Source organism: Streptomyces kaniharaensis (assembly GCF_009569385.1).
Classification (GTDB): domain Bacteria; phylum Actinomycetota; class Actinomycetes; order Streptomycetales; family Streptomycetaceae; genus Kitasatospora; species Kitasatospora kaniharaensis.
Genome location: NZ_WBOF01000001.1, coordinates 3,126,239 through 3,148,617, shown reverse-complemented (window position 1 = coordinate 3,148,617; position 22,379 = coordinate 3,126,239). Strand labels below are relative to the sequence as shown.

Sequence of the window (22,379 nt, the reverse complement as noted above, 5' to 3'; positions counted from 1 at the left end):
CCAGGCCCACCGACGCCACTCGAACGGTAACCCGATGATGGAGGATCGCGCCCCGTGGAGGGGGGCTTCGGCGGGTTCCGGAGGATGGAATGACGGATTTCAAGATCTGTCAACGGAAATTCGGCGGGCCGCAGGGGTCCGCATGAATGCGAACCACCGGCTGCGCCCCGGCCAGACCTTCGGCTGCCCCGGCCGGGCTCTCGGCGGTGCGCTCAGCCGATGACCGCGGCCAGCAGGCCGGCGCCCGCAGCCAGGCAGCCCGTGCCGAGCGCGGTCCACAGCAGGTCGGCGACCGCGGGGCGGCTGACCTCGCCCGCCGCCAGCACGACCCGGCTCGGGCGGCGCGGGTCGTAGCAGATCCGCACGGAGGCGCCGGGCGCGAGGCGGTCCGGACGGCGCAGCGGGGTGTGGCCGCGCGGACGGGCGAGCACCCGCTCGGCGACCCGCCCCGCTCCGGGACCGCCGACCGACGGCAGGGCGGAGAAGGCGAGCAGCGGCGCGCTGTCGAGCTCGCCGTGCACGTCGGCCTCGGCGACGACGACGGCCACGGCCGGCACTCCCCGGCGGCGCACACGATGGCGCAGGCGCACTTCGGCGGCGCACCAGAGCAACAACGCGCCACCGAAGAGGGCGAGCACCAGCCCGCCCACCGTCGCCGTCGTCGGATCCACCCCTCGCCCCCGGCTCCCCAGCTCTGTCCACAGCCTGTGGACAGAGCCTCACAGTCGGGGACCAACGGGGGACGGCCGTCCGGCGACGGCGCAGCGAAGCGGGGGCTACGGAAAGATGAACCGGTTGGCCGAATCCGGCCTTTGCGGTTTCGGCGTCTGCGGATTCGGCGTCCGCGGATCTTTTGCGGATCCGGCCTCTACGGACGGCCTCTGCCGCCCCGGTCAGCCGACCGGGTGGATGAAGCCCTGCTCGGTCAGCAGCCGCAGCGACTCGGGCACCCGGTCCCGCAGGACCACCCTGTCCTCGCCGAGCAGGTGCGCGATGGCGTCCACGATCTCGCCGGCCGACAGCGTCCCGTCGCAGACCCCGACGAAGCCCGCGCCCACCGTGTCCACCTTGGTGGCGCGCCGCATGCCGCGGTTGTGACGCAGGATCACGTGCTCCGGGTCCTCCGCCCCGGGCGCGCCCACCTGCTCCTGGACCACCTCGTCGGCCAGCACGTAGCGGGCCGCGAGCAGGCCCGCGTCGTCGTGGGAGCGCAGGAAGTCCTGCCGGCCGAACCACTCCTCGATGTGGGGGCCGAGCGGCTGCTCCACCGGGTGCGGCCACTCCTCCACCCGGACCGCCGGGCGCTCGGCGCCGCCCGCCCGCAGGGTGATCCAGCCCATGCCGATGCCCTCGACCCGGCCCGCCTCGAAGGCGTCCAGCCACTCGCCGTACCGGGCCTGGTAGTCGCCGCCCGGGCCGCGGTGGTCGCCGCCGTCGCGCAGCCACAACTCGGCGTACTGGGCGACGTCCTGGACCTCGCGCTGGACGATCCATGCGTCCAGACTGGTGCCGGCGACCCAGCCGGCCAGCCGCTCGTGCCAGTCCTCGCCCTTGACGTGTTGCCAGTTGGCCAGCAGCTGGCAGTAACCACCGGGCTCCAGGTGGGCAGCGGCGGAGCGGACCAGGCTGCGGCACAGGTCGTCGCCGGCCATGCCGCCGTCGCGGTAAGTGAACCGGCCGGCCGGCGAGATGACGAACGGCGGGTTGGAGACGATCAGGTCGAACTTCCGCTCCCCGATCGGCTCGAAGAGACTGCCGGTGAGGGCCTCCGTGTTGTCGAAACCGGACAGCGCCAGGGTCAGCTCGGAGAAGCGCAGCGCACGCGGGTTGAGGTCGGTGGCGGTGACCCGCTGGGCGTGCCGGGCCGCGTGCAGCGCCTGCACACCGGAGCCCGAACCGAGGTCCAGCGCGGTCCGGACCGGGCGGCGCACGGTGATGTTGGCCAGCGTCGTGGACGCTCCGCCGACGCCGAGCACCAGGTCCTTGCGGGCGACGCCGTGCGCGGTCTCGCCGGATCCGATGCCGCCCGCGCCGCCCACCGCGCAGCCCAGGTCGGAGACCACCCAGGCGTCCGAACTGGGCATCCCGGCCACCTCGTTGGCGTACGGGCGGACGTCCACGGTGGCGCGCACCAGATCGCCGTCCGGGCGCAGCCAGCCGTCGGCCAGGCAGTCCTCGACCGGCAGCGCGGCGGCGGCCGCCTTGTACGGGACGGGCTGCTGGAGGAGGAACAGCCGGACCAGCGTCTCCAGCGGGCTGCCACCGCGGGTCGCGCGCAGCGCCGGGACCGCCTCGCTGCGGGCCAGTGCCGCGTAGCCGGTGGGCCCGAGCAGGTCGAGGCAGCCGTCGGCGGTGAACGAGGCGGCGAGCAGCGCCTCGCGCAACTTGGCGAGGCGGGTGGGGTCGAGAGCGGGGCTACTGATCACCCCGTCATTGTCCCTCGGGGCGGGGTGCCGGGCCGCCGCGCCCGGGCCGGGCGCGGCGGATGTGCCGTGGCGGGTTCGGGCTCAGCTCGCGCTGGGCGCGGGCGTGGACGGGGCGGCGGCCGGGGTGGTGCCGGCGCTCGCGCCGGGGGTGGCCGCCGGGCTGGCGCCGCCCGTGGCGGACGGGGCGGGGGTGCCGGGGGCCGGAGTGCCGGTCGCACCGGCGGTCGGCGCACCGGTCGCACCGGCAGTCGGCGTACCCGTCGCCCCGGCGGTCGGAGCGGTGCTCGCGGCGGGCTTGCAGCCGTCCTGCTTGGCCATCGCCGCGCCGAGTTCGCCGCGCTGGAGCTTGGCCTGCGCCTGGGTGGACAGCGAGGCCAGCTGCTGCACCTGGTCGGCGACGCTGCGCAGCCCGTCGGCGAACTTCGCCTGGTCGGTGTTGGACAGCGCGTCCAGCTTCTTCTGGACGTCCAGGTAGCCGTCGGCCGCCTTGTTCAGCTCGGCGACGGTGTCCTTCTGTAGGTTCGTGCCGTCGTCGACCTTGGGGGCCCCGGCCGCGTCGATGGACTTCGCGATGTCCTGGTTGGTCTTGGCCAGCCGCCCGATGTCCGTGGAGAGTCGTTTCTGCAGATCGGCCGGGGTCTCGCCGGTCTTCACCTGGCCGGTGTCGGCGAGCGCCGTCTGCGCCTGGGCGATCGGGTCCTTGGCCGCGCCGCAGACGTTCGACGCCCAGGACTCCAGCTGCTTGCTGTTGTCGTCGCCGCAGCCCACGGCGCCGAACGCGAGCAGCGCGCCGAGGGCGGGTACGGCCAGCAGTCGCTTGTTCACCAGGAGAAGCCTTTCGGTTCGATCGTCTTCGGTCGTCGAACCTACACGGCCGCGGACCCGGCCCCGGTTCCCGGTCGGCCAGGCCCTTCTGGACCCGCGCAGGGCCCGCTCGGGGCCGCTCAGGCCCGCTCCACGCGGATCGGGTCGCCCGACCGGACCGTCCGCAGCACCCGGGTATCGCCGTCCAGCGTGCCGAGGACGTTGCAGGGGCCGGCCAGCCGGCACTCGTCACCGCGCGGGATCGGCGTCGGCCCGTACGGCAGCGCGAGGCTGTCGCAGTCCGTCCAGTACGCCACCGTGCCGGGCTCGACGACCTGCCGGGCGTCGGCCTCACACGGCACGCTGACCGGCGTACCGAAGTAGGCCTCCTCGCCCCAGGTGCTCGCCGACGAGCCGATCGGCAGCTCGGCCCAGAGCGCCTCGGCGGTGGGGGTGGCTCGCAGGGGTGGCGGTCGCCTGCCCGGTCGGCCACAGAATGCGTATCCGCATGGTCGTCCTCTTCCGCGACTGGTCCGATCAGCGATCGGACCCGGTCGTGCCGGAAGCAGCGAACCGCCACGCTCAACAGTTTGTCAACGGGATCCCGGGAAATGGGCGCAGGCCGCAACAGATGCGGACCGCAGGGGCTCAGACCGCAAGGCCCGGACCTCAGGGCTGACGGCTCAGACCGCGACGGCGTCGGCCGAGACCGGCCAGCTCATCCGGATCACGCCGCCGTCCGTGCCGTTGCTGACCTCCAGGTCCTCGACCAGGCCGGTGATCACGGCCAGGCCCAGGGTGTCCTCGTCCGGGTCTGCGCCCTCGGCCGCGCCAGCGGTCGGGACGGCAGGCGGACCGGCCTCGTCCTCGACCTCGATGAGGAAACGCTTCTCCTGATCGATCAGCGCGACCCGGACCGCGCCGCCGGTGCCACCGCGCTGGTGCAGGCCGACCGCACGGGAGCACGCCTCGCCGACCGCGAGCCGTACCTCGTCGAGCACCGACTCGTCGACCCCGGCTCGTCTGGCGACTGCCGCGGCGACCAGCCGGGCCGTCCGCACGTGCTCGGGAAGCGCGCTGAATCGAAGTTCGACGGTTGCCATCTCTCCCCCTCGGGGTACTCCGACCGGGGCCGACGGTGCGGCCCCTGCGGGCCGGCTGTACCGGCCCCGGTGCGACCGGGCGGCACCGGGGCTGTTCGCCCCGGCACCCCGGACGCATGGATCGGGCAGGCGGGCCGGCCACGGGGACCGGCCCGGCCGCGTCAGTCGGTCGCCTGGACCGCGTCGTCCACCGAGGTGTGGATCGGGAAGACCTTGGTCAGGCCGGTAATACGGAAGATCTTCAGGATGCGCTCCTGGTTGCAGACGAGGCGCAGCGAGCCCTCGTGAGCGCGCACCCTCTTAAGACCGCCCACCAGCACGCCCAGGCCGGTCGAGTCGAGGAAGTCCACACCCTCCATGTCGACGACGAGGTGGTACTTGCCGTCGTTGACGAGCTCGACCAGCTGCTCCCGCAGCTTCGGGGCGGTGTACACATCGATCTCGCCGCCAACCTCGACGACCGTGCGATCGCCGACTGAACGGGTCGACAGGGACAGGTCCACGGAACCTCCAGCACCTTGCCTTGCTACGTCATGTGCGTTCCTCGGCCGGACGGCCGCCACCGCATGGTCGCGAGCCCCGGGCGCGCCCAGCCAACGCGTGGCAAGCCTCGGCGCTGCGACCCACGGCCATACGGCCGTCACGGCCACATTCAACCACCTGCGACCATGCCCGCACGATGGCTTACGACGATTCTCCGTCACGCCGGTGACACACTGGGTCCCCATGCCGCCCCGACACAGCCTGCCCGAGGCACTGCTCACGACCCTGTCCACCGCCCGGGGGCGATCAGACCGGCTCACCCATACGGAGCATCTTCCCGCCCGACCTGCGCGTTATGCCCCGTGGCCGGACTCGATCCGGCCCGAGATCGTGACCGCCGCGGCGGACGTCGGCGTGGAACAGCCCTGGGCGCACCAGGCGGAAGCCATGAACCTGGCCAAAACCGGCCAGACTGTGGTGATCGCCACAGGCACCGCCTCGGGCAAATCGCTCGGCTATCTGGCCCCGGTCCTGAGCGACCTGCTGGACGGCACCGAGGCGCGCAACGGCCGCGGCGCCACCGCGCTCTACCTCGCCCCGACCAAGGCGCTCGCCGCCGACCAGCGCCGCCGGGCCGCCGAACTCGCCCCGCCCCGGGTCCGGGCCGCCCTCTACGACGGCGACACCCCACCCGAGGAGCGCGAGTGGGTGCGCCAGTACGCCTCGTACGTCCTCACCAACCCGGACATGCTGCACCGCGGCATCCTGCCCGCACATGCCCGCTGGTCCTCCTTCCTCAAAGTCCTGCGCTACGTCGTCGTCGACGAATGCCACAGCTACCGCGGCGTGTTCGGCTCACACGTCGCCCAGGTGCTGCGCCGGCTGCGCCGGATCTGCGCCCGTTACGGCTCGTCGCCCACCTTCCTGCTCGCCTCCGCCACCACCGCCGACCCGGCCGACACCGCCCGTCGCCTGACCGGTCTGCCCGCCGTGGCCGTCACCGACGACGCCTCGCCGCGCGGGCCGATGGTCTTCGGCCTCTGGGAGCCGCCGCTGACCGAGAACGTCGGCGAGCACGGCGCGCCCATCCGGCGGACCGCCACCGCCGAGGCCGCACACCTGCTGACCGACCTGGTCGAGCAGCAGACCCGCACCGTCGTCTTCGTCCGCTCCCGACGCGCCGCCGAACTGGTCGCGCTCCAGGCCCAGGACCAGCTCGGCCGACCGCTCGCCGACCGGGTGGCCGCCTATCGCGGCGGCTACCTCGCCGACGAACGCCGGGCCCTGGAACGCGCCCTGCACAGCGGCCGACTGCTCGGACTCGCCTCCACCTCCGCTCTCGAACTCGGCGTCGACGTCTCCGGCCTCGACGCCGTCCTGATGGCCGGATACCCCGGCACCCGGGCTTCGCTCTGGCAGCAGGCGGGCAGGGCCGGGCGCGAGGCCCAGGGCGCGTTGGCCGTTCTGATCGCCCGGGACGACCCGCTGGACACCTACCTGGTGCACCACCCGGAGGCGCTGTTCGCGGCGCCCGTCGAGGCCACCGTGCTCGACCCCGACAACCCACACGTCCTCGCCCCGCACCTGTGCGCCGCAGCCGCCGAACTCCCGCTCGCCGACGGCGACCTGGAGCTGTTCGGGCCCTCTGCCGAACCGCTGCTGCCAGTCCTGGAACGGCGCGACCTGCTGCGTCGCCGCAGCGACGGCTCCTGGTACTGGACCCGCCGCGAACGCGCGGCCGACGCCGTCGACCTGCGGGGCAGCGGCGGCAGCCCGGTGCAGATCGTCGAGGCCGAAACCGGCCGCCTGCTCGGCACGGTGGACGCCTCCGCCGCCCACACCACCGTCCACACCGGCGCCGTCCACCTCCATCAGGGGCGCACCTACCTGGTCCGGGAGCTCGACCTGGAGAACTCGGTCGCCCTGGTCGAACCGGCCGACCCTCCGTACACCACGGCCGCCCGCGACATCACCTCCATCTCCGTGCTCGACACCGACACCACCGTCCGCTGGGGCGAGGGCCGGCTCAGTTTCGGTTCGGTGGAGGTGGTCAACCAGGTGGTCGGCTACCTCCGGAAGCGGATCTCGACCGGGGAGATCATGGGCGAGAGCAAACTCGACCTGCCGCCCCGCACACTGCGCACCCGCGCGGTCTGGTGGTCCGTCACCGAGGACCAGCTGCTCGACGGGGACATCCCGCTCGACCAGCTGCCCGGTGCCGCCCACGCCGCCGAGCACGCCTCGATCGGCCTGCTGCCGCTGTTCGCCACGTGCGACCGCTGGGACATCGGCGGCGTCTCCGTCCCGCTGCACCCCGACACCGAGCTGCCCACCGTGTTCGTCTACGACGGCCACCCCGGCGGGGCCGGCTTCGCCGAACGAGGCTTCCAGCAGGCCGTCCGGTGGCTGACGGCCACCCGCGAGGCGATCGCCGCCTGCGAGTGCGAGCGCGGCTGCCCGTCCTGCGTGCAGTCACCCAAGTGCGGCAACGGGAACGAACCGCTGGACAAGAGCGCCGCCGTCCGCCTCCTGGACGTCCTGCTCGCGGGCGCCCCGAAGGCGGCGGGCGGGGCCAGCGACCCTGCTGACACGGACTCATGAGCCCTCCTCCGCTGCGATGACCGGCGCCCGGACCGGTCCGGCGCGGGCCCGGGCGCGCGCGGGACCGAGCGGAAGGCGCACGGGCAGTCCGCCGACCGGCACTTCGGCCACCACCTCGACGGCGTCCTCCTCCCGGTCCACCGCACAGGAAGCCAGGCCCGCGCCCTGCGCCGCGGCGATCCCCGCCGCCCGCAGACACCCGCCGTCCGAATCGAGCAGCAGCCGGTCAGCCGCCGCGAGGGCCGCGAGGTCGGCCGCCGACTCGGCCCGGTGCCGGGCGGCGACCACCGCACCGACCGCCAGCGTCGCCGTGAAGACCGAACAGCCGAGCACCGCTAAGGCGAGCAGCCAGACCGTCGCCGAGCCGGCGTCCGCCCCGCGCCCACCCCCCGCCGCAGTCCGAATCCGACCCGCGATCAGGCCGGCCATGCTCCCTCACCTCCTCCCACCAGGGTGTCCTCCCGTGCCGCCACGGCGACGGCACTCAGTTGCACCGAGAGCAGACCGCCGAGCCTGCCCGGCGCCGTGCTGGGCGCGTCCACCGTGACCCGCACCGTGTCGGAGGCCAGGGCGACCTGTACCTGGGCCCCCAGCGGGGCTGCCGCGCGGGCGAGCGCGGCGGCATCCACCTCCCCACGGGCGGCGGCCCGGGCGCCGATCCGAGCCGCGTCCACGCAGCGGATCTGGGCCGCCGCCGCGAGCACGCCCCAGATCAGCATCGCCGCGAGCAGGACCAGCGCCGGCAGGGCCACCGCCGTCTCCGCCGTAACGAACCCCGCGTCCCCGCGTCGGTGGCCGGGCGTGCGGCTAAATCGCATGGAGCGCCCGCTCCAGCAGATCGGTCAGCGCCCCCGTGACGGTCGCACTGGTCACCACCTTGTAGAGCCCGGCCGCGAGGGCGCAGGCGCCCAGCGTGCCGACGGCGTACTCCGCCGTGGTCATCCCCGCGTCCGACCGGCCCCTGGCCAAGGCCATCCGGCGGATCCGGCGCGCCGCCCAACGGTTCCTGCGCGTCCACACCCCGAGCAGGTGCCGGGGCAGACGCCCGGTGACGAACCTGGGTGTGATCACTACAGCCATGGTTTTCCTCCTGTGATCTGGTTGATTCAGGTGTGACAGCTGGTCACACCAACTGCGCGAAGCGGGTGGTCAACCCGATGACGACCGGCACCACGCCGATCAGCACGAAGGCCGGGAGGAAGCAGAGCCCGAGCGGCGCGGTGGCGAGCACCCCCGCGCGGCGGACCCGGGCGTGGGCGGCCCGGCCGGCCGCCGCCCGCCGGGCGTGGGCGAGCCCGATCAGCGGCCCGGCGGCCGGGGCTCCGCCGAGGCTCGTCCGGACCATGCAGCGGGCCAGCGGCGCCAGCGAGGGATGCTGCTCGCCCAACCGGCTCCAGCACAGCTCCGGCGGTGCGCCCAGCGAGAGTTCGGCACCGATCGCCACCAGCCGTGGCCCCATCGGGGCGCCCACGCTCCGGCCGACCGCCACAACGGCTGCGGAGGGCGAAGACGCCGAGCCGAGGCATGCCGCCAACAGTTCGGCACTGAGCGGGAGTTGCCGGGTGAGCAGCTCCTCCTCCCGCTCCGCCCGTCGATCCGCCGCAGACCGCGCCCGAGCCAGTGCTCGGTACGTCCCCGCCGCCAGAACCACCCCGACGGTCAGGCCGGCGCCACCGCCGAACAGCAGTGCGGCCCCCGCCCCCGCCATGACCGCTGTCACCGTTCGCCGCACCCGCTCGCCGCCGCCCCGGACGGACGGGGTCGCCCGACGCGCCGGCTCGGCACGGGCCATCGTCCGAAGCCAGGCGGACGCGCGCCGCCGCCTCGCCCATCGGCGCGTCAACACGATTCCCGCCAGCATTGCCGTTGCGGCTGCCAGCACACCCCACATCACCCCGGCACCGCCTCTGCCCGCGCCGCCCCGCCGGGGCCGGTCACCGATCTCCCCCTGCCCGCCCGCGAGACCTGCCGGGCGGAGAGGAGCCGCGACACCCCGAGCCTCCGGCGCCGCCCCGACGGGCAGGGCACGACACCATCGGCCTGCCACCCGAAGGACCGGGCAGGGTCTCGAAGGCGGACCTGACAGCGGCAGTCGACGTCCGGAACCGTCCGCGCGGCATCCACGTGCGGGGTGCGATGCCATCGCCGCTCCACCGCTCGGAGGGCCGCCATGGGTCCTCCAGGGCTCCCTGGGCCGCCGTCCGGACGATCCGCGCCGTCCAGGCCACGCCCAGCCCCTCCAACACCGCTCCTGCCGCGAGGCATCCGAGCCCGGCAGGCGTGTGCAGGAGGACGTCCACCGGCCGCGCCCCGAGGGTCACGCCGAGCAGGAGGCCGGCGACGGGCAGGGCCGCCAGGACGGCGATCGTCGTCCGCGGGCCGGCCAGCTCCCCGGCGATCTCCTCGGCCAAGGCCTGCTCGCCCCGCAGCGCCTCCGCCACCCGATCGAGCGCGGCGGCCAACCCCGACCCGCCGTCGGAGGCGACCCACCAGCAGGCCGCGATCGCCGCCGCACCGCTGCCGCCCGGGAGTTCGGCGAGCAGGTGGAGGGCCGCGGGCACGTCTCCGCCGTACCGGCCCGCCGCCAGCCGCGCCACCGGCTCCTCGCCCAGCCGGCTAAGCGCCTCCGGGTCCGCGGCGATGCGTGTCGTCACCAGGTGCAGCGCCTGCTCCGGTGTCGAACCGCTGCGCAGTTCCCCGGCCAGCCCGGCGCAGAGTTCGACGACACCGGCCGCGCGGCGTCCGGCCTCCGCCACCGTGCGCCGCCGCTGCCGCCACCGCCGAAACGGCAGGACGGCCAGGGCGGCGGCGAGCACCGGCACCGGCGAGGCCACGGCATGGCCTGCTGCCAAACCGGCCGGAAGGAGCAGCAGTTCGGTCACGAGCCACTGCGGAGGACGGGGCATGCCCGCCGAACTCCCGGTTACGGCCTGGCCCATGGGCGGCACCGGTGGGCCGGTACCCGCCAGCACCAGCTTGGACCGCCGCCCACCCGACACCTGCTGTTGCAACGCACACCACCCGGCGAACGCCACGACACAGAGCACCATGGCGCACCACAGGGCGTTCTGACTATCAGTCACTTCACATTCTCCTTGCCGTCGACTCGTCGCGCCTCGCGCCTCTGCTCAGCCCCAAGCTCCACCACCCGCACGCCCGCCCTCGCGAGCCCCGCCCCCGCGGCCATCACTCCGGCCTCACCGCGGGTGACACCCCACGCGCCGCCAGCAGCCCGACCAGCCGCGCCCACCCCGCTCCCAGGACCATCCCGCCCTCCGCGGTGAACTCCACCGCCGGAGTCGTCACGGCCAGGCCGTCGCGGTCCCCGACCAGCGTGTGGATCTCGGTCACCCGTCGACGCCCCGAGCCCGGCTCCCGAACGAGGTGCACCACCAGGTCGAGTGCGGCGCGGAGTTGGCTGTGCAATGCCGGCCGGTCGAGCCCGGCGAGCGAGCCGAGCGCCTCCAGCCGCACCGGCACGTCCGCCGCCGTGTTGGCGTGAACAGTGCCGCAGCCGCCGTGCCCTGTGTTCAGCGCGGCCAGCAGGTCCGACACCTCGGCCCCGCGGACCTCGCCGATGACCAGCCGGTCGGGGCGCATCCGCAGCGCCTGCCGGACGAGGTCCCGAAGGGTGAGCTCTCCGAGCCCCTCCTGGTTGGGTGGTCGGCTCTGCAGCCGGACCACGTGCGGATGGGCCGGTTGCAGTTCGGCGGAGTCCTCCGCGACCACGATCCGTTCGTCCGGCCCGGCGAGACCGAGCAGGGCTGCGAGGAGCGTGGTCTTGCCCGTGCCGGTGCCGCCCGAGATGAGGAGCGACAGCCGCGCCCGCAGGATGCCGGCCAGCAGTTCGGCGCCCCCTGGCGGCAGTGCCCCGCCCGCCACCAACTCGGCGAGCGTGAACGGGCGGGGCCGGCAGACCCTCAGCGAGATGTGCGTGCAGCCGGCGGCGATCGGCGGGAGCACGGCGTGCAGCCTGGTGCCGTCCGGCAGCCTGGCGTCCACCCAGGGGCGCGCGTCGTCCAGCCGCCGCCCGGCCGCGGTCGCCAGCCGGTGGGCCAGCCGCCGGACCGCCTCGGCGTCGGCGAACCGGATCCCGGTGGCCCGGTGCAGGCCGCCTCCACGGTCGACCCACACCTCGTCCGGACCGTTCACCAGGACGTCCGTGACATCGGGCTCCGCCAGCAGACGGTCCAGCGGGCCCGCACCCACCAGTTCAGCGCGCAGCGAGCGCACGGTGTCCAGCACCTCGTCCCCACCGAGCGGCGGCCGGGTGGCTCGAAGGGCGGCGGCGACGGACCCGTCCGTCGGGGCGGCGCCCGACTCGGCCAGCCGCAGCCGGACCGCGTCCACCAGCGCCGCCGTCCGCTCCTCCCGGGCCGTCCGCCCGTAGGGGCACGGCCGGGGAGCCTCGGGCGGACCGCCGAGCGGCGGCAGGCTCCGGAGCAGCCGGCGTTCCCGCCCACCGTCGCCCCGACCCGGTGAACCACCCGAGCTACCGGAGCCGGCCGAGCCGCCCGAACCGCCAAGGAAACCCGTTCTGCGCAGACGGACCATCAGTACACACCTCCTCCCACCGCCGGTACCGGCGGCAGCACCTCGTCCAGGAAGGTGGAGCAGAAGCGCGCCAGTGGGCCGCTCTCCCGGATCCCGGGCGGCACGCCCTTCTCGACGTCCTCGGCCAGCCCCGGCTCCGGCTCCAGTTCCCCCGCGAGCTCCAGTCGCAGTCCGCGGGCGATCCGCTGGGCCGGGAGTCCGAAGGCCCGCAGCGGACGCACCACCGCCCGGACGTCCCCGAGACGCATCCGCGCCGCCGCCGCGACCCGGTCTGCTGCGGCCACCGCGCGCAGTTCGGCCGGCACCACCAGCAGGGCCAGGTCGGACTGCTCCAGCGCTTGCCCGGCCGCCGCGTCGAGATGGCGCGGTACGTCGACCACCACCAGCCCGCCGCGCCGTCTGGAGGCGGCCAGAACGCTGCGCATGGCCTCGGGTGGCACGGCCAGGGTGTCACCGCGGTCCCAGGAGAGGCAGGACAGCGAGGACAGCCGTTTGAGCGCCGGCAGCGCCCTGGCCAGCTCGGCCCCGCTGACCCGACCGCGCGAGCCCGCGAGATCGGGCCAGCGCAGCCCGCGGGCCCTCTCGCCGCCCAGCAGGATGTCCAGGCCGCCGCCCAGCGGATCGCCGTCGATCAGCATCGTCCGGCGGCCCGCCCGTGCCGCCGTGACGGCGAGGGCGCAGGCCAGCGTGGAGGCCCCGGCCCCGCCGCGGCCGCCGAGCACGGCGACGGTGAGCGCCGAGGGTCCGACGCCCTCGGCCGCGTCGGCGATCCGGTCGAGCAGCCAGGCCTCGGCATCGGGCAGGAACAGCACGTGCTCGGCGCCGAGTTGGACGGCTCTGACCCACACCTCCGGGTCGTCCAGGTCCAGCCCGAGCAGCAGCACACCGCTGCGTCGGGGCAGTCCGGCGCAGCGCGCCACCTGGTCGTCCCCGACCAGGACGAGCGAGGAGCTCTCCCAGAGGCCTCGCGGCGGCGGGGCACCCCGGATCAGCTGCGGTTCGGTGCCCGCGGCCGCGCAGAGCCGTAGCAGGTGCTCGGCGAGGCGCTCGTCCTCGGTGACGACGAGCGGGCCGGTGGGCTCGGGCTCCCCGACGGTGGCGTGGCCGGTGATCGGCGTCGACATGGCGCTCTCCCCTCTGCGCCGCCGACCGCTCGGAGCGGCCGACGGCGCACGTCGGACGGTTGCGGCGGACGGTCGCCGGGAGAGCCCCGAGGGGCCCTGAAGGGGGTGCCCGGCGACCGCCGCCGACCCTCACGGTGGGGGGTGATCAGGATTCCGTCATCCGGCTTCCGATTCCCTGTGGACAACTCGGAGCCTGTGGATAAATACGTTCACCCGGGCGGGGGGCTAAAGAGTCAAGAATTGACGAACCGGGATCACCGAGATCATCCGGTGGCTCGACTCCCACCTGTGGGATCGCCGACGGTGATGAGCAATCGGCAACACAGAGTGACGAAAGATGGCGCGCGGCGCCCCGCGCCGACACCCCCTGTACACCGTCGGGCAACCAGCCGGCGATACCTGCCGAGAAGGGTCTTCAAGCCCTGAAAATGGCCCCGGACGTGCGACGACCCCCGCCGGGGGGGAGAGCGGGGGTCGTCTATCCACGGCCCGACTCGGGGGGGAGGAGCCGGACCGGGTTAGCACGGTCGCGAACGATCCGTGACTTCCATGGTGTACCCGAGCGGCCAGAAACACAAACCCGCACGCCCGCGAGTACGCCGAATGGCGGGGTGATTTGCGGCTCCCTCTATCCTCGGTTCCCGTGGACACCACAGAGAACGCCGACGACCACGCCGACGAGTCCCGAGGCGACGCCACCGGGCCCGCCGAAGCGGCCCCCGAGCTCGCCCGCCTCCCGCGACCGGGCGGCCCGCGGACGGCGGCCTTCTTCGACCTGGACAAGACCATCATCGCCAAGTCGAGCGCGCTGGCCTTCAGCCGCCCGTTCTACCAGGGCGGTCTGATCAACCGTCGGGCCGTACTCCGCAGCGCGTACGCCCAGTTCGTCTTCCTGGTCGGCGGCGCGGACCACGACCAGATGGAGAAGATGCGCGAGTACCTCTCGTCGCTCACCCGGGGCTGGAACGTCCAGCAGGTCCGCGAGATCGTCGCCGAGACCCTGCACAACCTGATCGACCCGATCATCTACGACGAGGCCGCCTCGCTGATCGAGCAGCACCACGCGGCCGGCCGCGACGTGGTGATCGTCAGCAGCTCGGGCTCCGAAGTGGTCGAGCCGATCGGCGCCCTGCTCGGCGCGGACCACGTGATCGCCACCCGGCTGAAGATCGAGGACGGCTGCTACACCGGCGAGATCGATTACTACGCCTACGCCGAGAACAAGGCCGCCGCCATCCGGGAGTTGGCGGAGACCGAGGGCTACGACCTGGCCGAGTCCTACGCGTACAGCGACTCCTCCACCGACCTGCCGCTGCTGGCGGCCGTCGGCCACCCGTCGGCCGTCAACCCCGACCGCGCGCTACGGAAGGAGGCGGCGGCCCGCGAGTGGCCGGTGCTGGTCTTCGACAAACCGGTGGAACTGCGGCGGCGGCTCCCGGAGTTCTCCGCTCCGAGCGGATCGGTCCTGACGGCCGTGGCGGTCGGGACGGCCGCGCTGACCGCCGGGGTCATCTGGTACCTGGCCAGGCGACGCCGCCCGGCCGTCTGAACTCCGAGCCCGTCGAGGCCGAACCCATCAAATCTCTGCAATTGGGACAAAACGGGCAAATTGCAGCAGACTTCCTGTTTCGGGTTCCCCTTTCGCCCGAAACGCGATACAAATGAAGCACGGCCCGCGAGACCCGGTCAGGACCCGAAGAGGTCGAACCGACAACGCAGTTCAGGCCCACGGACCGCGTGTACAGATAACCGAGCACCCACATGCAGCCGACCCGCTGTCGGGCCGCCGCACCAGACGAACGGGCAGGATCCCCGTCTGATCGGCACTTCCGGTGCATGCATGGTCACCCGGTACCTGTGCCAGCGGCGGCACCCAGCAGGATCAGGTGCCGCCGCATCTCTGCGCTCACGAGACGTCCACGAGGCGCCCGCGGGCTTCGATGAGCCCTGGCGCCCGCGCGCGGGCACGGGCCCAGCCGCTCAGACCATCCCGCGCTGCATCGCCTCGCAGACCGCCGTGCTCTCGCGCACGCCGAGCCGCAACGCCTTGCCGCAGTGCTCGATCCAGGCCTCCATCCCCTCCGCCGTCCCGGCCAGGTAGCCGGCCAGCGCGCGCCGGTAGGCGTCCGTGCCGAGCTCCGCGAGCCCGACCTCGGCCGGGCAGATCGACTTCGGGTCGAGGCCCTCGGCGATCAGCACGATCCGCTGGGCGGCCCGCGCGATCACTCCGTTGTACGAGCCGAACGGGCGCAGCGCGAGCAGTTCGCCGTGCACCACCGAGGCGACCACGAGGGCCGGCGTTCCCACGCCCTGCCCCTCCGCCCGCGCGACCAGCAGCCGGGAGAGCTGGTCGAGCCGCGCGGCGACCTCCTCGGCGCCCGGGGCGGGCGGCAGTGCCGGCAGCGGGCCGTCCACCACGGCAGCGTCGACGCTCTCCACCGGCTTGAGCTCAAGCGGGAACAGCTCCTCGGCCGCCTCGCCCGCCCGCCGCGGCCGTCCCGCGGACGGGTCGGCGTCGCCGACCGCGAGCAGGTGCAGCCGGGCCAGCACCTGGAGCGGCGAGTGCCGCCAGATGCTGAGCAGCTGGCCGGCCTCGGCGGCGATCCGCAGGGCCGCGCCGACGGTCCGGGCTTCGGGGTCCGCGCCGAAGTCGCTGCGTCGCCGGACCTCCTCCAGCGGCCAGTCCGCCCCGGCCAGCGCCGCCGACGCGCGGGCGCCGCGGAGCGCGGACTCGGAGGTGACCTCGGCCGCGCGGCGGCGCATCACCCGGTGGCCGTAGAGGCGGTCGACGGCCTTGCGCACCTCGGCCACCGCGTGGGGCACCCCGGGGAGCTGGGCCAGCGGGGCGAGGGGATCAGTTCCAGTGCTCACCTACCCGAGAGTAATGAACCGACCGCCCCTCCCGGAACAGCAACCCCGCATCACCCGTTAGAGGCAATCCTCACTTCCCGTCCGCAGCGAGGCGCAAACCCCGGCTAGCATGGCCACTATCGGAGACGATAACGATTTCCACTTAGTCCCGAGTTGGCCCCGGAGCCGGCACCCGAGCCAGCCCCCGAGCGAGGGCCCAGAGCGAGAGCCGGAGTCCCAGATGAAGATCGCCTTCGTCGGCAAGGGCGGCAGCGGCAAGACCACGCTGTCCGCGCTGTTCATCCGCCACCTGGCCGCCTCGGGCCGGCCCGTCATCGCCGTCGACGCCGACATCAACCAGCACCTGGGCCCCGCACTCGGACTGACGGATGCCCAGGCCGCGCGGCTGCCCTCGCTCGGCGCGCACCTGCCGGAGATCAAGGAGTACCTGCGCGGCAGCAACCCGCTGATCCGCTCGGCGGACGAGATGATCAAAACCACGCCGCCCGGCCGGGGTTCGCGCCTTCTGCGGATCGTCGAGGAGAACCCGGTCTACGCCGCCTGCGCGCGGCCGATCGCACTGGACGAGGGCTCGGTGCGGCTGCTGGCGACCGGCGCGTTCGCCGAGGAGGATCTCGGCGTCGCCTGCTACCACTCCAAGGTCGGCGCGGTCGAGCTGCTGCTCAACCACCTGCTGGACGGCCCCGACGAGTACCTGGTCACCGACATGACGGCCGGCTCCGACTCCTTCGCCTCCGGCCTGTTCACGCGCTTCGACCTGACCTTCCTGGTCGCCGAGCCGACCCGCAAGGGAGTCTCGGTCTACCGCCAGTACAAGGACTACGCCCGCGACTTCGGCGTGCACCTGCGGGTGATCGGCAACAAGGTGCAGGGCCCGGACGACCTGGAGTTCCTGCGCCGCGAGGTCGGGGACGACCTGTTCGCCACCTTCGGCCACTCGGACTGGGTGCGCCGCCTGGAGCAGGGCGCCGAGCCGCCGCTGAAGTCCCTGGAGCCGGCCAACCGGGCCGTGCTGGAGCAGCTGAGGTCCGAGGTCGACGCCGCCTTCGCCCGACGGGACGCGCACCGCTACACGGAGCAGGCCGTGCTCTTCCACCTGCGCAACGCGGAGAGCTGGGCCAGCGCCAAGGTGGGCGTCGACCTCGCGACCCAGGTGGACCGCGCGTTCGTCCTGGGCGCGTTCGTGCCCGACGGCGAGCAGCCCGCTCCGGCCGGCGCGCACGTCTGATCAAGGCCCGCGACAAGCGCCCGAACGGGCCGTGGCCTCCCCATCTCCGGGGAGCCCACGGCCCGTTCGGCGTATGCAGGGCACTCACCAGCGGCTTTCCGTCGGCTCGCACCTCGCCCAATGGGGTGAACCAGGGCCTTTTCCCCTTTCCTCACCGAACGACGCTGTGCAAAGCTTTCATTACCCTCGGTTTACCGAGTCTTGATGGTCCGTCCCGGCGGCCCTCTGCGAGGCTCCCGCTCCTCGCCGAGGCCCCGTGGCGGGCCCTGATGGTCAAGGTCCGGCCGGTGACACCCGCACTCCCCGCCGCGCCCACGCCATCCCGCCACACCGTCGCGACCCACGACAGCCGATCCGCCCCCGAGCCCCACCGCCGGACTCACCACCGGACCTGACTGCGTTCGTTCACCCCGGACAGACGGGAAGACAATGACCCTGGACATCTCAAGCGCTCCCAACGCCTCCGACACCACCGATCACGCGCCGCCGGACCCCGGCTCCGTCACCCGCACACGGTGGATGCAGGACCTCTCCGCCTCCCTGGTGGTCTTCCTGATCGCCGTGCCGTTCTCCCTCGGTATCGCGCTCGCCACCGGCGCCCCGCTCAGCGCAGGACTCGCCGCGGCCGCCGTCGGCGGTATCGTCGCCGGCCTGCTCGGCGGCACGCCTCTCCAGGTCAGCGGCCCCTCGGCCGCGCTGACCGTGATCACCGCCGGGCTGATCGCCCGCTACGGCTGGCAGGCGACCTGCGCCATCACGATGGCCGCCGGCCTGCTCCAACTCCTGCTCGGTGCACGCCGGGTGGCCCGGACGGCGCTCGCCGTCTCGCCCGCCATCGTGCACGGCATGCTGGCCGGGGTCGGGCTCACCATCGCCATCGCACAGCTGCACGTCGTCCTCGGCGGCTCCCCGCAGAGCTCCGCGATCGCCAACCTCCGCGCCCTGCCAGGACAGTTGGCGGGCCCGCACCCGCCGGCGCTGCTGGTCGGCGCGGTGACCGTGACCGTCCTCCTCGGCTGGCCCCGGCTCGGCCGCCTCCCCGGACGTGCGGGCGGGTCGGGCGCCCGGTTGGCCAGGCTACCCGGCCCACTGGCGGCCGTCGCCGCCGCCACCGCGCTCGCCGTGACCATGGATCTGCGGCTCGCCCACGTCGAACTCCCTTCCTGGCAGCCGCACTCACTCGTCCCCGCCCTGCCGCACGGACCGCTCGTCGGCGTGCTCGCCGCCGTCCTCACCGTCACCGCCGTCGCCAGCGTCGAGTCGCTGCTCTCCGCGGTCGCGGTCGACCGGATGTCCCAGCGCACCGGGAACCTCGACCGCGAACTGCGCGGGCAGGGCGTCGCCAACATGATCAGCGGCCTGATCGGCGGGCTCCCCGTCGCCGGCGGCGCGGTGCGCAGCACCGCCAACGTCCGCGCGGGCGGGCGGACCAGGTGGGCGTCGGTCCTGCACGGCGTCTGGGTACTCGCCGCCGCACTGGCGCTGACTGGCGGGCTGCGCCGGATCCCGCTGGCCGCGCTGGCCGCGCTGGTCCTGGTCGTCGGGCTGCAGATGATGAGCTTCGCGCACATCCGCAACGTGCACCGGCACCGCGAGTTCCCGGTCTACCTGGCCACCGTGCTGGGCGTGGTGGTGTTCGGCGTGCTGTGGGGCGTGACGCTCGGCGCCGTCACCGCCGTCCTGCTCGCGCTCTACCGGCTGACCCGCGCCCACGTGGACGTGCTGACGGGCCCCGACGGCTCGGTGACCGTCCAGACGCACGGCCCGCTCACCTTCACCGCCGTACCCCGGCTGAGCCGCGCGCTGGCCGGCATCCCCGCCGGCGCCGAGGTGACGGTGATCCACGACGGCTCCCTCCTCGACCACGCCGCGTACGAGATGCTGCACAGCTGGCGCACCGGACACCAGGCCGCGGGCGGGCAGGTCTCGATGGTGACGAGGCGTCAGGACGACGACGTGCTCGACCCCGACGGGACGGTCCGCGCGGGCAGTTCCCCCAGCCCGCACCGGTGCCGGGCCTGGACGCCCTGGGTCGGCCACCACTGCATCGAGCAGCAGGAGGACCCACACGGCCGCCTGCTCGACGGCGTCCGGGTGTTCCAGCAGCACACCGCTCCGCTGATCCGGCCCGAACTCGCCCGGCTGGCCCGGGAGGGGCAGACCCCCTCCCAGCTCTTCCTGACCTGCGCGGACTCGCGGATGGTCACCAGCATGATCACCAACAGCGGCCCGGGCGACCTGTTCACCGTCCGCAACGTCGGCAACCTGGTGCCGGCCCCGTTCGAGCCCGGCGCGGCCGACGACTCGGTGGCCGCCGCGGTGCAGTACGCCGTCGAGGCCCTGGAGGTGCGCTCGATCACGGTCTGCGGCCACTCCGGCTGCGGCGCGATGAAGGCCCTGCTGGACGGCGTGCACGAGCGCCCCGGTCCGCCGACCCCGCTGACCCGCTGGCTGCGGAACGGCCGCGGCTCGCTGGACCGGCTCCGACGCGCCCCCGCCGAGTTCGCCGCCCGGCCTGTGGCGGACCTGGTGGAGCAGCTCTGCATCACCAACGTCGTCCAGCAGCTGGACCAGCTGACGGCGAACCCGGCCGTGGAGCGCCGGGTCGAGGAGGGCACCCTGCGCCTGGTCGGGATGTACTTCGACTTCGCGACCGCCCAGGCGTACGTGCTCGACCCGGCGAGCGGCACCTTCAGCCCCGTCGAGGCGCACCCGACCGAGGATTTCCCGGGGGCGGTACCGGCCGCGCCGGCGGGGTACCCGCCCGATGGGGCGAACGAGAGTGCGGACGGGGTGCGCACCGACGGCAGTGAGGAGGATCCCCGGCTGGCCGCCTGAGGCCCGGGCCCGTGTCCCCGCCGTGCGGGCCGGGGCACGGGCCCGCCCCGGCCATGACGCCGTCCGTTCGACTCTCGGTCAAAGGTCTACACCAATTCCTGGTGCCTCTTGTCAACCGGCCTGTTCGCCTGATGAGCTGTGCGCTGGGACACACGGGACAATCCCCCTACACGGGATCATCCCCGATCAAGACTCGATGAGGAGTGCGCGTTGAGCAACGAGAGCCTGGCCAACCTGCTCAGGGAGGAGCGGCGCTTCGCCCCGCCGGCAGAGCTCGCCGCAGCCGCCAACGTCACCGCGGCCGCGTACGCGCAGGCCTCCGAGGACCGCCTGGGCTTCTGGGCCGAGCAGGCCCGCCGCCTGGACTGGGCCGTCGAACCCACCCAGACCCTGGACTGGTCGAACCCGCCGTTCGCGAAGTGGTTCGCCGACGGCCGGCTCAACGTGGCCTACAACTGCGTCGACCGGCACGTCGAGAACGGCCTCGGCGACCGGGTCGCCATCCACTTCGAGGGCGAGCCCGGCGACAGCCGCTCCCTCACCTACGCCCAGCTCAAGGACGAGGTCTGCCAGGCCGCCAACGCCCTGCTGGAACTCGGCGTCACCAAGGGCGACCGGGTCGCGATCTACCTGCCGATGATCGCCGAGGCCGTCGTCGCGATCCTCGCCTGCGCCCGCATCGGCGCCACCCACTCGGTGGTCTTCGGGGGCTTCTCCGCCGACGCCGTCGCCTCCCGCATCCAGGACGCCAAGGCCAAGCTCGTCATCACCGCCGACGGCGGCTACCGCCGCGGCAAGCCCTCCGCGCTCAAGCCCGCCATCGACGAGGCCCTCACCAAGGCCGACGGCGTCGAGCACGTCCTGGTCGTGCGCCGCACCGGCCAGGACATCCCGTGGACCCAGGGCCGCGACGTGTGGTGGCACGAGATCACCGCCCGCCAGTCCACCCAGCACACCCCCGAGGCGCACGAGGCCGAGCACCCGCTGTTCATCCTCTACACCTCCGGCACCACGGGTAAGCCCAAGGGCATCCTGCACACTTCGGGCGGCTACCTCACCCAGGCCGCCTACACCCACCACGCGGTCTTCGACCTCAAGCCCGACACCGACGTGTACTGGTGCACCGCCGACATCGGCTGGGTCACCGGCCACTCCTACATCGTGTACGGGCCGCTGGCCAACGGCGCCACCCAGGTCATCTACGAGGGCACCCCGGACACCCCGCACCAGGGCCGGTTCTGGGAGATCGTCCACAAGTACCGGGTGACGATCCTCTACACCGCGCCGACCGCGATCCGCACCTTCATGAAGTGGGGCGACGACATCCCCGCGAAGTTCGACCTCTCCAGCCTGCGCGTTCTGGGCAGTGTCGGTGAGCCGATCAACCCCGAGGCGTGGATCTGGTACCGCGAGCACATCGGCGCCGGCAAGGCCCCGATCGTGGACACCTGGTGGCAGACCGAGACCGGCGCGATCATGATCAGCCCGCTGCCGGGCGTCACCGAGACCAAGCCCGGCTCCGCCCAGCGCGCCCTGCCGGGCATCGCGGCCACCGTCGTCGACGACAACGGCACCGAGGTCCCCAACGGCTCCGGCGGCTACCTCGTCCTCACCGAACCGTGGCCGTCCATGCTCCGCACCATCTGGGGCGACGACCAGCGCTACATCGACACCTACTGGTCACGCTTCGCCGGCCGCTACTTCGCCGGTGACGGCGCCAAGAAGGACGAGGACGGCGACATCTGGCTGCTCGGCCGGGTCGACGACGTCATGCTCGTCTCCGGCCACAACATCTCCACCACCGAGGTCGAGTCGGCCCTGGTCGGTCACTCCTCCGTCGCCGAGTCCGCCGTGGTCGGCGCGAGCGACGCCACCACCGGCCAGGCCATCGTCGCCTTCGTCATCCTGCGCGGCGGCGTCACCGAAACCCCCGAACTCGTCGAGGAACTGCGCGCCCACGTCGGCCGCACCCTCGGCCCCATCGCCAAACCCAAGCAGATCAAGATCGTCGGCGAACTCCCCAAGACCCGCTCCGGCAAGATCATGCGCCGCCTCCTGCGCGACATCGCCGAAGGCCGCGAGGTCGGCGACACCACCACCCTCGCCGACAGCACCGTCATGACCCACATCCAGGCCCAACTCCCGGCCACCGACACCAACGACTGAGCGCACTGAGCAGCAGACCGTGCCCCGGGCGGGATCACCGCCCGGGGCACGGCCGTCACTCCTGCACTTCGTCCAGCACGGGGTCGTCCGAGCGTTCTCGTTAGACTGTCAACGACGCATCAAGATCCTCGAACGGGAATCCGGGCGTCACAGGGCGCGCCGGGAAGTCTGGTCGGCAACC

Annotated in this window: 18 protein-coding genes and 1 pseudogene; 5 read left to right on the top strand and 14 right to left on the bottom strand. The window is 73.4% G+C overall.

Annotation, left to right across the window (positions count from 1 at the left end; all coding sequences use genetic code 11):
• Nucleotides 1-212: 212 nt before the first annotated feature.
• The 6 genes and pseudogenes from F7Q99_RS40405 to bldG all read right to left on the bottom strand — a co-directional run bounded on the left by F7Q99_RS40405 (nucleotide 213) and on the right by bldG (nucleotide 4,836).
• On the bottom strand, nucleotides 213-671 hold the full coding sequence (locus F7Q99_RS40405) for a DUF3592 domain-containing protein (protein ID WP_195911066.1): 459 nt from the start codon (nucleotides 669-671) through the stop codon (nucleotides 213-215).
• A 222-nt stretch (nucleotides 672-893) separates the two neighbouring features.
• Nucleotides 894-2,426 carry a DUF7059 domain-containing protein gene (locus F7Q99_RS14430; protein WP_326846657.1) on the bottom strand — a complete coding sequence of 511 codons (1,533 nt, stop codon included), beginning with the start codon at nucleotides 2,424-2,426 and terminating at the stop codon, nucleotides 894-896.
• An 81-nt stretch (nucleotides 2,427-2,507) separates the two neighbouring features.
• Nucleotides 2,508-3,251 (bottom strand): small secreted protein, encoded by a 744-nt coding sequence (locus F7Q99_RS14425; protein ID WP_153461700.1) that lies wholly within the window; start codon nucleotides 3,249-3,251, stop codon nucleotides 2,508-2,510.
• A gap of 119 nt (nucleotides 3,252-3,370) precedes the next feature.
• A pseudogene (locus tag F7Q99_RS14420) lies at nucleotides 3,371-3,740 on the bottom strand (cyclophilin-like fold protein).
• 173 nt (nucleotides 3,741-3,913) lie between these two features.
• Nucleotides 3,914-4,333, bottom strand: a complete 420-nt coding sequence (locus tag F7Q99_RS14415; RefSeq protein ID WP_153461698.1) for an ATP-binding protein — start codon at nucleotides 4,331-4,333, stop codon at nucleotides 3,914-3,916.
• A gap of 161 nt (nucleotides 4,334-4,494) precedes the next feature.
• Nucleotides 4,495-4,836 (bottom strand): anti-sigma factor antagonist BldG, encoded by a 342-nt coding sequence (gene bldG / locus F7Q99_RS14410; protein ID WP_316522720.1) that lies wholly within the window; start codon nucleotides 4,834-4,836, stop codon nucleotides 4,495-4,497.
• Between the two features lie 223 nt (nucleotides 4,837-5,059).
• On the opposite strand from bldG, the gene F7Q99_RS14405 reads away from it, so the two are divergent.
• Nucleotides 5,060-7,417 carry a DEAD/DEAH box helicase gene (locus F7Q99_RS14405; protein ID WP_153461696.1) on the top strand — a complete coding sequence of 786 codons (2,358 nt, stop codon included), beginning with the start codon at nucleotides 5,060-5,062 and terminating at the stop codon, nucleotides 7,415-7,417.
• On the opposite strand, the gene F7Q99_RS14400 is transcribed toward F7Q99_RS14405, so the two are convergent.
• From F7Q99_RS14400 to ssd, 7 genes are all read right to left on the bottom strand, one after another.
• Nucleotides 7,412-7,846 carry an Rv3654c family TadE-like protein gene (locus F7Q99_RS14400; protein ID WP_153461694.1) on the bottom strand — a complete coding sequence of 145 codons (435 nt, stop codon included), beginning with the start codon at nucleotides 7,844-7,846 and terminating at the stop codon, nucleotides 7,412-7,414. The two genes, F7Q99_RS14405 and F7Q99_RS14400, sit on opposite strands and share 6 nt — an antisense overlap.
• On the bottom strand, nucleotides 7,834-8,235 hold the full coding sequence (locus F7Q99_RS14395; RefSeq protein WP_153461692.1) for a TadE family type IV pilus minor pilin: 402 nt from the start codon (nucleotides 8,233-8,235) through the stop codon (nucleotides 7,834-7,836). Before F7Q99_RS14395 ends, F7Q99_RS14400 begins: the two co-directional genes overlap by 13 nt.
• Nucleotides 8,225-8,497, bottom strand: coding sequence for a DUF4244 domain-containing protein (locus F7Q99_RS43645; RefSeq protein ID WP_407697783.1), 273 nt, complete (start codon nucleotides 8,495-8,497; stop codon nucleotides 8,225-8,227). The genes F7Q99_RS14395 and F7Q99_RS43645 overlap by 11 nt, the downstream gene beginning before the upstream one ends.
• A gap of 43 nt (nucleotides 8,498-8,540) precedes the next feature.
• Complete coding sequence (locus F7Q99_RS14385) at nucleotides 8,541-9,125, bottom strand: type II secretion system F family protein (RefSeq protein ID WP_153461690.1); 585 nt, start codon at nucleotides 9,123-9,125, stop codon at nucleotides 8,541-8,543.
• 226 nt (nucleotides 9,126-9,351) lie between these two features.
• Complete coding sequence (locus tag F7Q99_RS14380) at nucleotides 9,352-10,500, bottom strand: type II secretion system F family protein (RefSeq protein ID WP_153461688.1); 1,149 nt, start codon at nucleotides 10,498-10,500, stop codon at nucleotides 9,352-9,354.
• A gap of 103 nt (nucleotides 10,501-10,603) precedes the next feature.
• Nucleotides 10,604-11,971, bottom strand: coding sequence for a TadA family conjugal transfer-associated ATPase (locus tag F7Q99_RS14375; protein ID WP_153461685.1), 1,368 nt, complete (start codon nucleotides 11,969-11,971; stop codon nucleotides 10,604-10,606).
• Nucleotides 11,971-13,095: a septum site-determining protein Ssd gene (gene ssd, locus F7Q99_RS14370; RefSeq protein WP_153461683.1), complete on the bottom strand. Its 1,125-nt coding sequence runs from the start codon at nucleotides 13,093-13,095 to the stop codon at nucleotides 11,971-11,973. The genes F7Q99_RS14375 and ssd overlap by 1 nt, the downstream gene beginning before the upstream one ends.
• Before the next feature lie 643 nt (nucleotides 13,096-13,738).
• Here ssd and F7Q99_RS14365 point away from each other — a divergent pair.
• The gene (locus F7Q99_RS14365) at nucleotides 13,739-14,644 is read left to right on the top strand and encodes an HAD family hydrolase (RefSeq protein ID WP_326846656.1); all 906 of its coding nucleotides are present in this window, start codon (nucleotides 13,739-13,741) and stop codon (nucleotides 14,642-14,644) included.
• Nucleotides 14,645-15,075: 431 nt separating this feature from the next.
• On the opposite strand, the gene F7Q99_RS14360 is transcribed toward F7Q99_RS14365, so the two are convergent.
• Nucleotides 15,076-15,966, bottom strand: a complete 891-nt coding sequence (locus F7Q99_RS14360; protein ID WP_326846655.1) for a Fic family protein — start codon at nucleotides 15,964-15,966, stop codon at nucleotides 15,076-15,078.
• Nucleotides 15,967-16,186: 220 nt separating this feature from the next.
• Between F7Q99_RS14360 and F7Q99_RS14355 the strand changes: the two genes are divergently transcribed.
• The 3 genes from F7Q99_RS14355 to acs all read left to right on the top strand — a co-directional run bounded on the left by F7Q99_RS14355 (nucleotide 16,187) and on the right by acs (nucleotide 22,198).
• Entirely contained in the window at nucleotides 16,187-17,194 is a 1,008-nt protein-coding gene (locus F7Q99_RS14355) for an ATP-binding protein (protein ID WP_153461681.1), read from the top strand.
• A gap of 429 nt (nucleotides 17,195-17,623) precedes the next feature.
• Entirely contained in the window at nucleotides 17,624-20,032 is a 2,409-nt protein-coding gene (locus F7Q99_RS14350) for a SulP family inorganic anion transporter (RefSeq protein ID WP_153461679.1), read from the top strand.
• Between the two features lie 210 nt (nucleotides 20,033-20,242).
• Entirely contained in the window at nucleotides 20,243-22,198 is a 1,956-nt protein-coding gene (gene acs / locus F7Q99_RS14345; RefSeq protein WP_153461677.1) for an acetate--CoA ligase, read from the top strand.
• Nucleotides 22,199-22,379 lie beyond the last annotated feature (181 nt).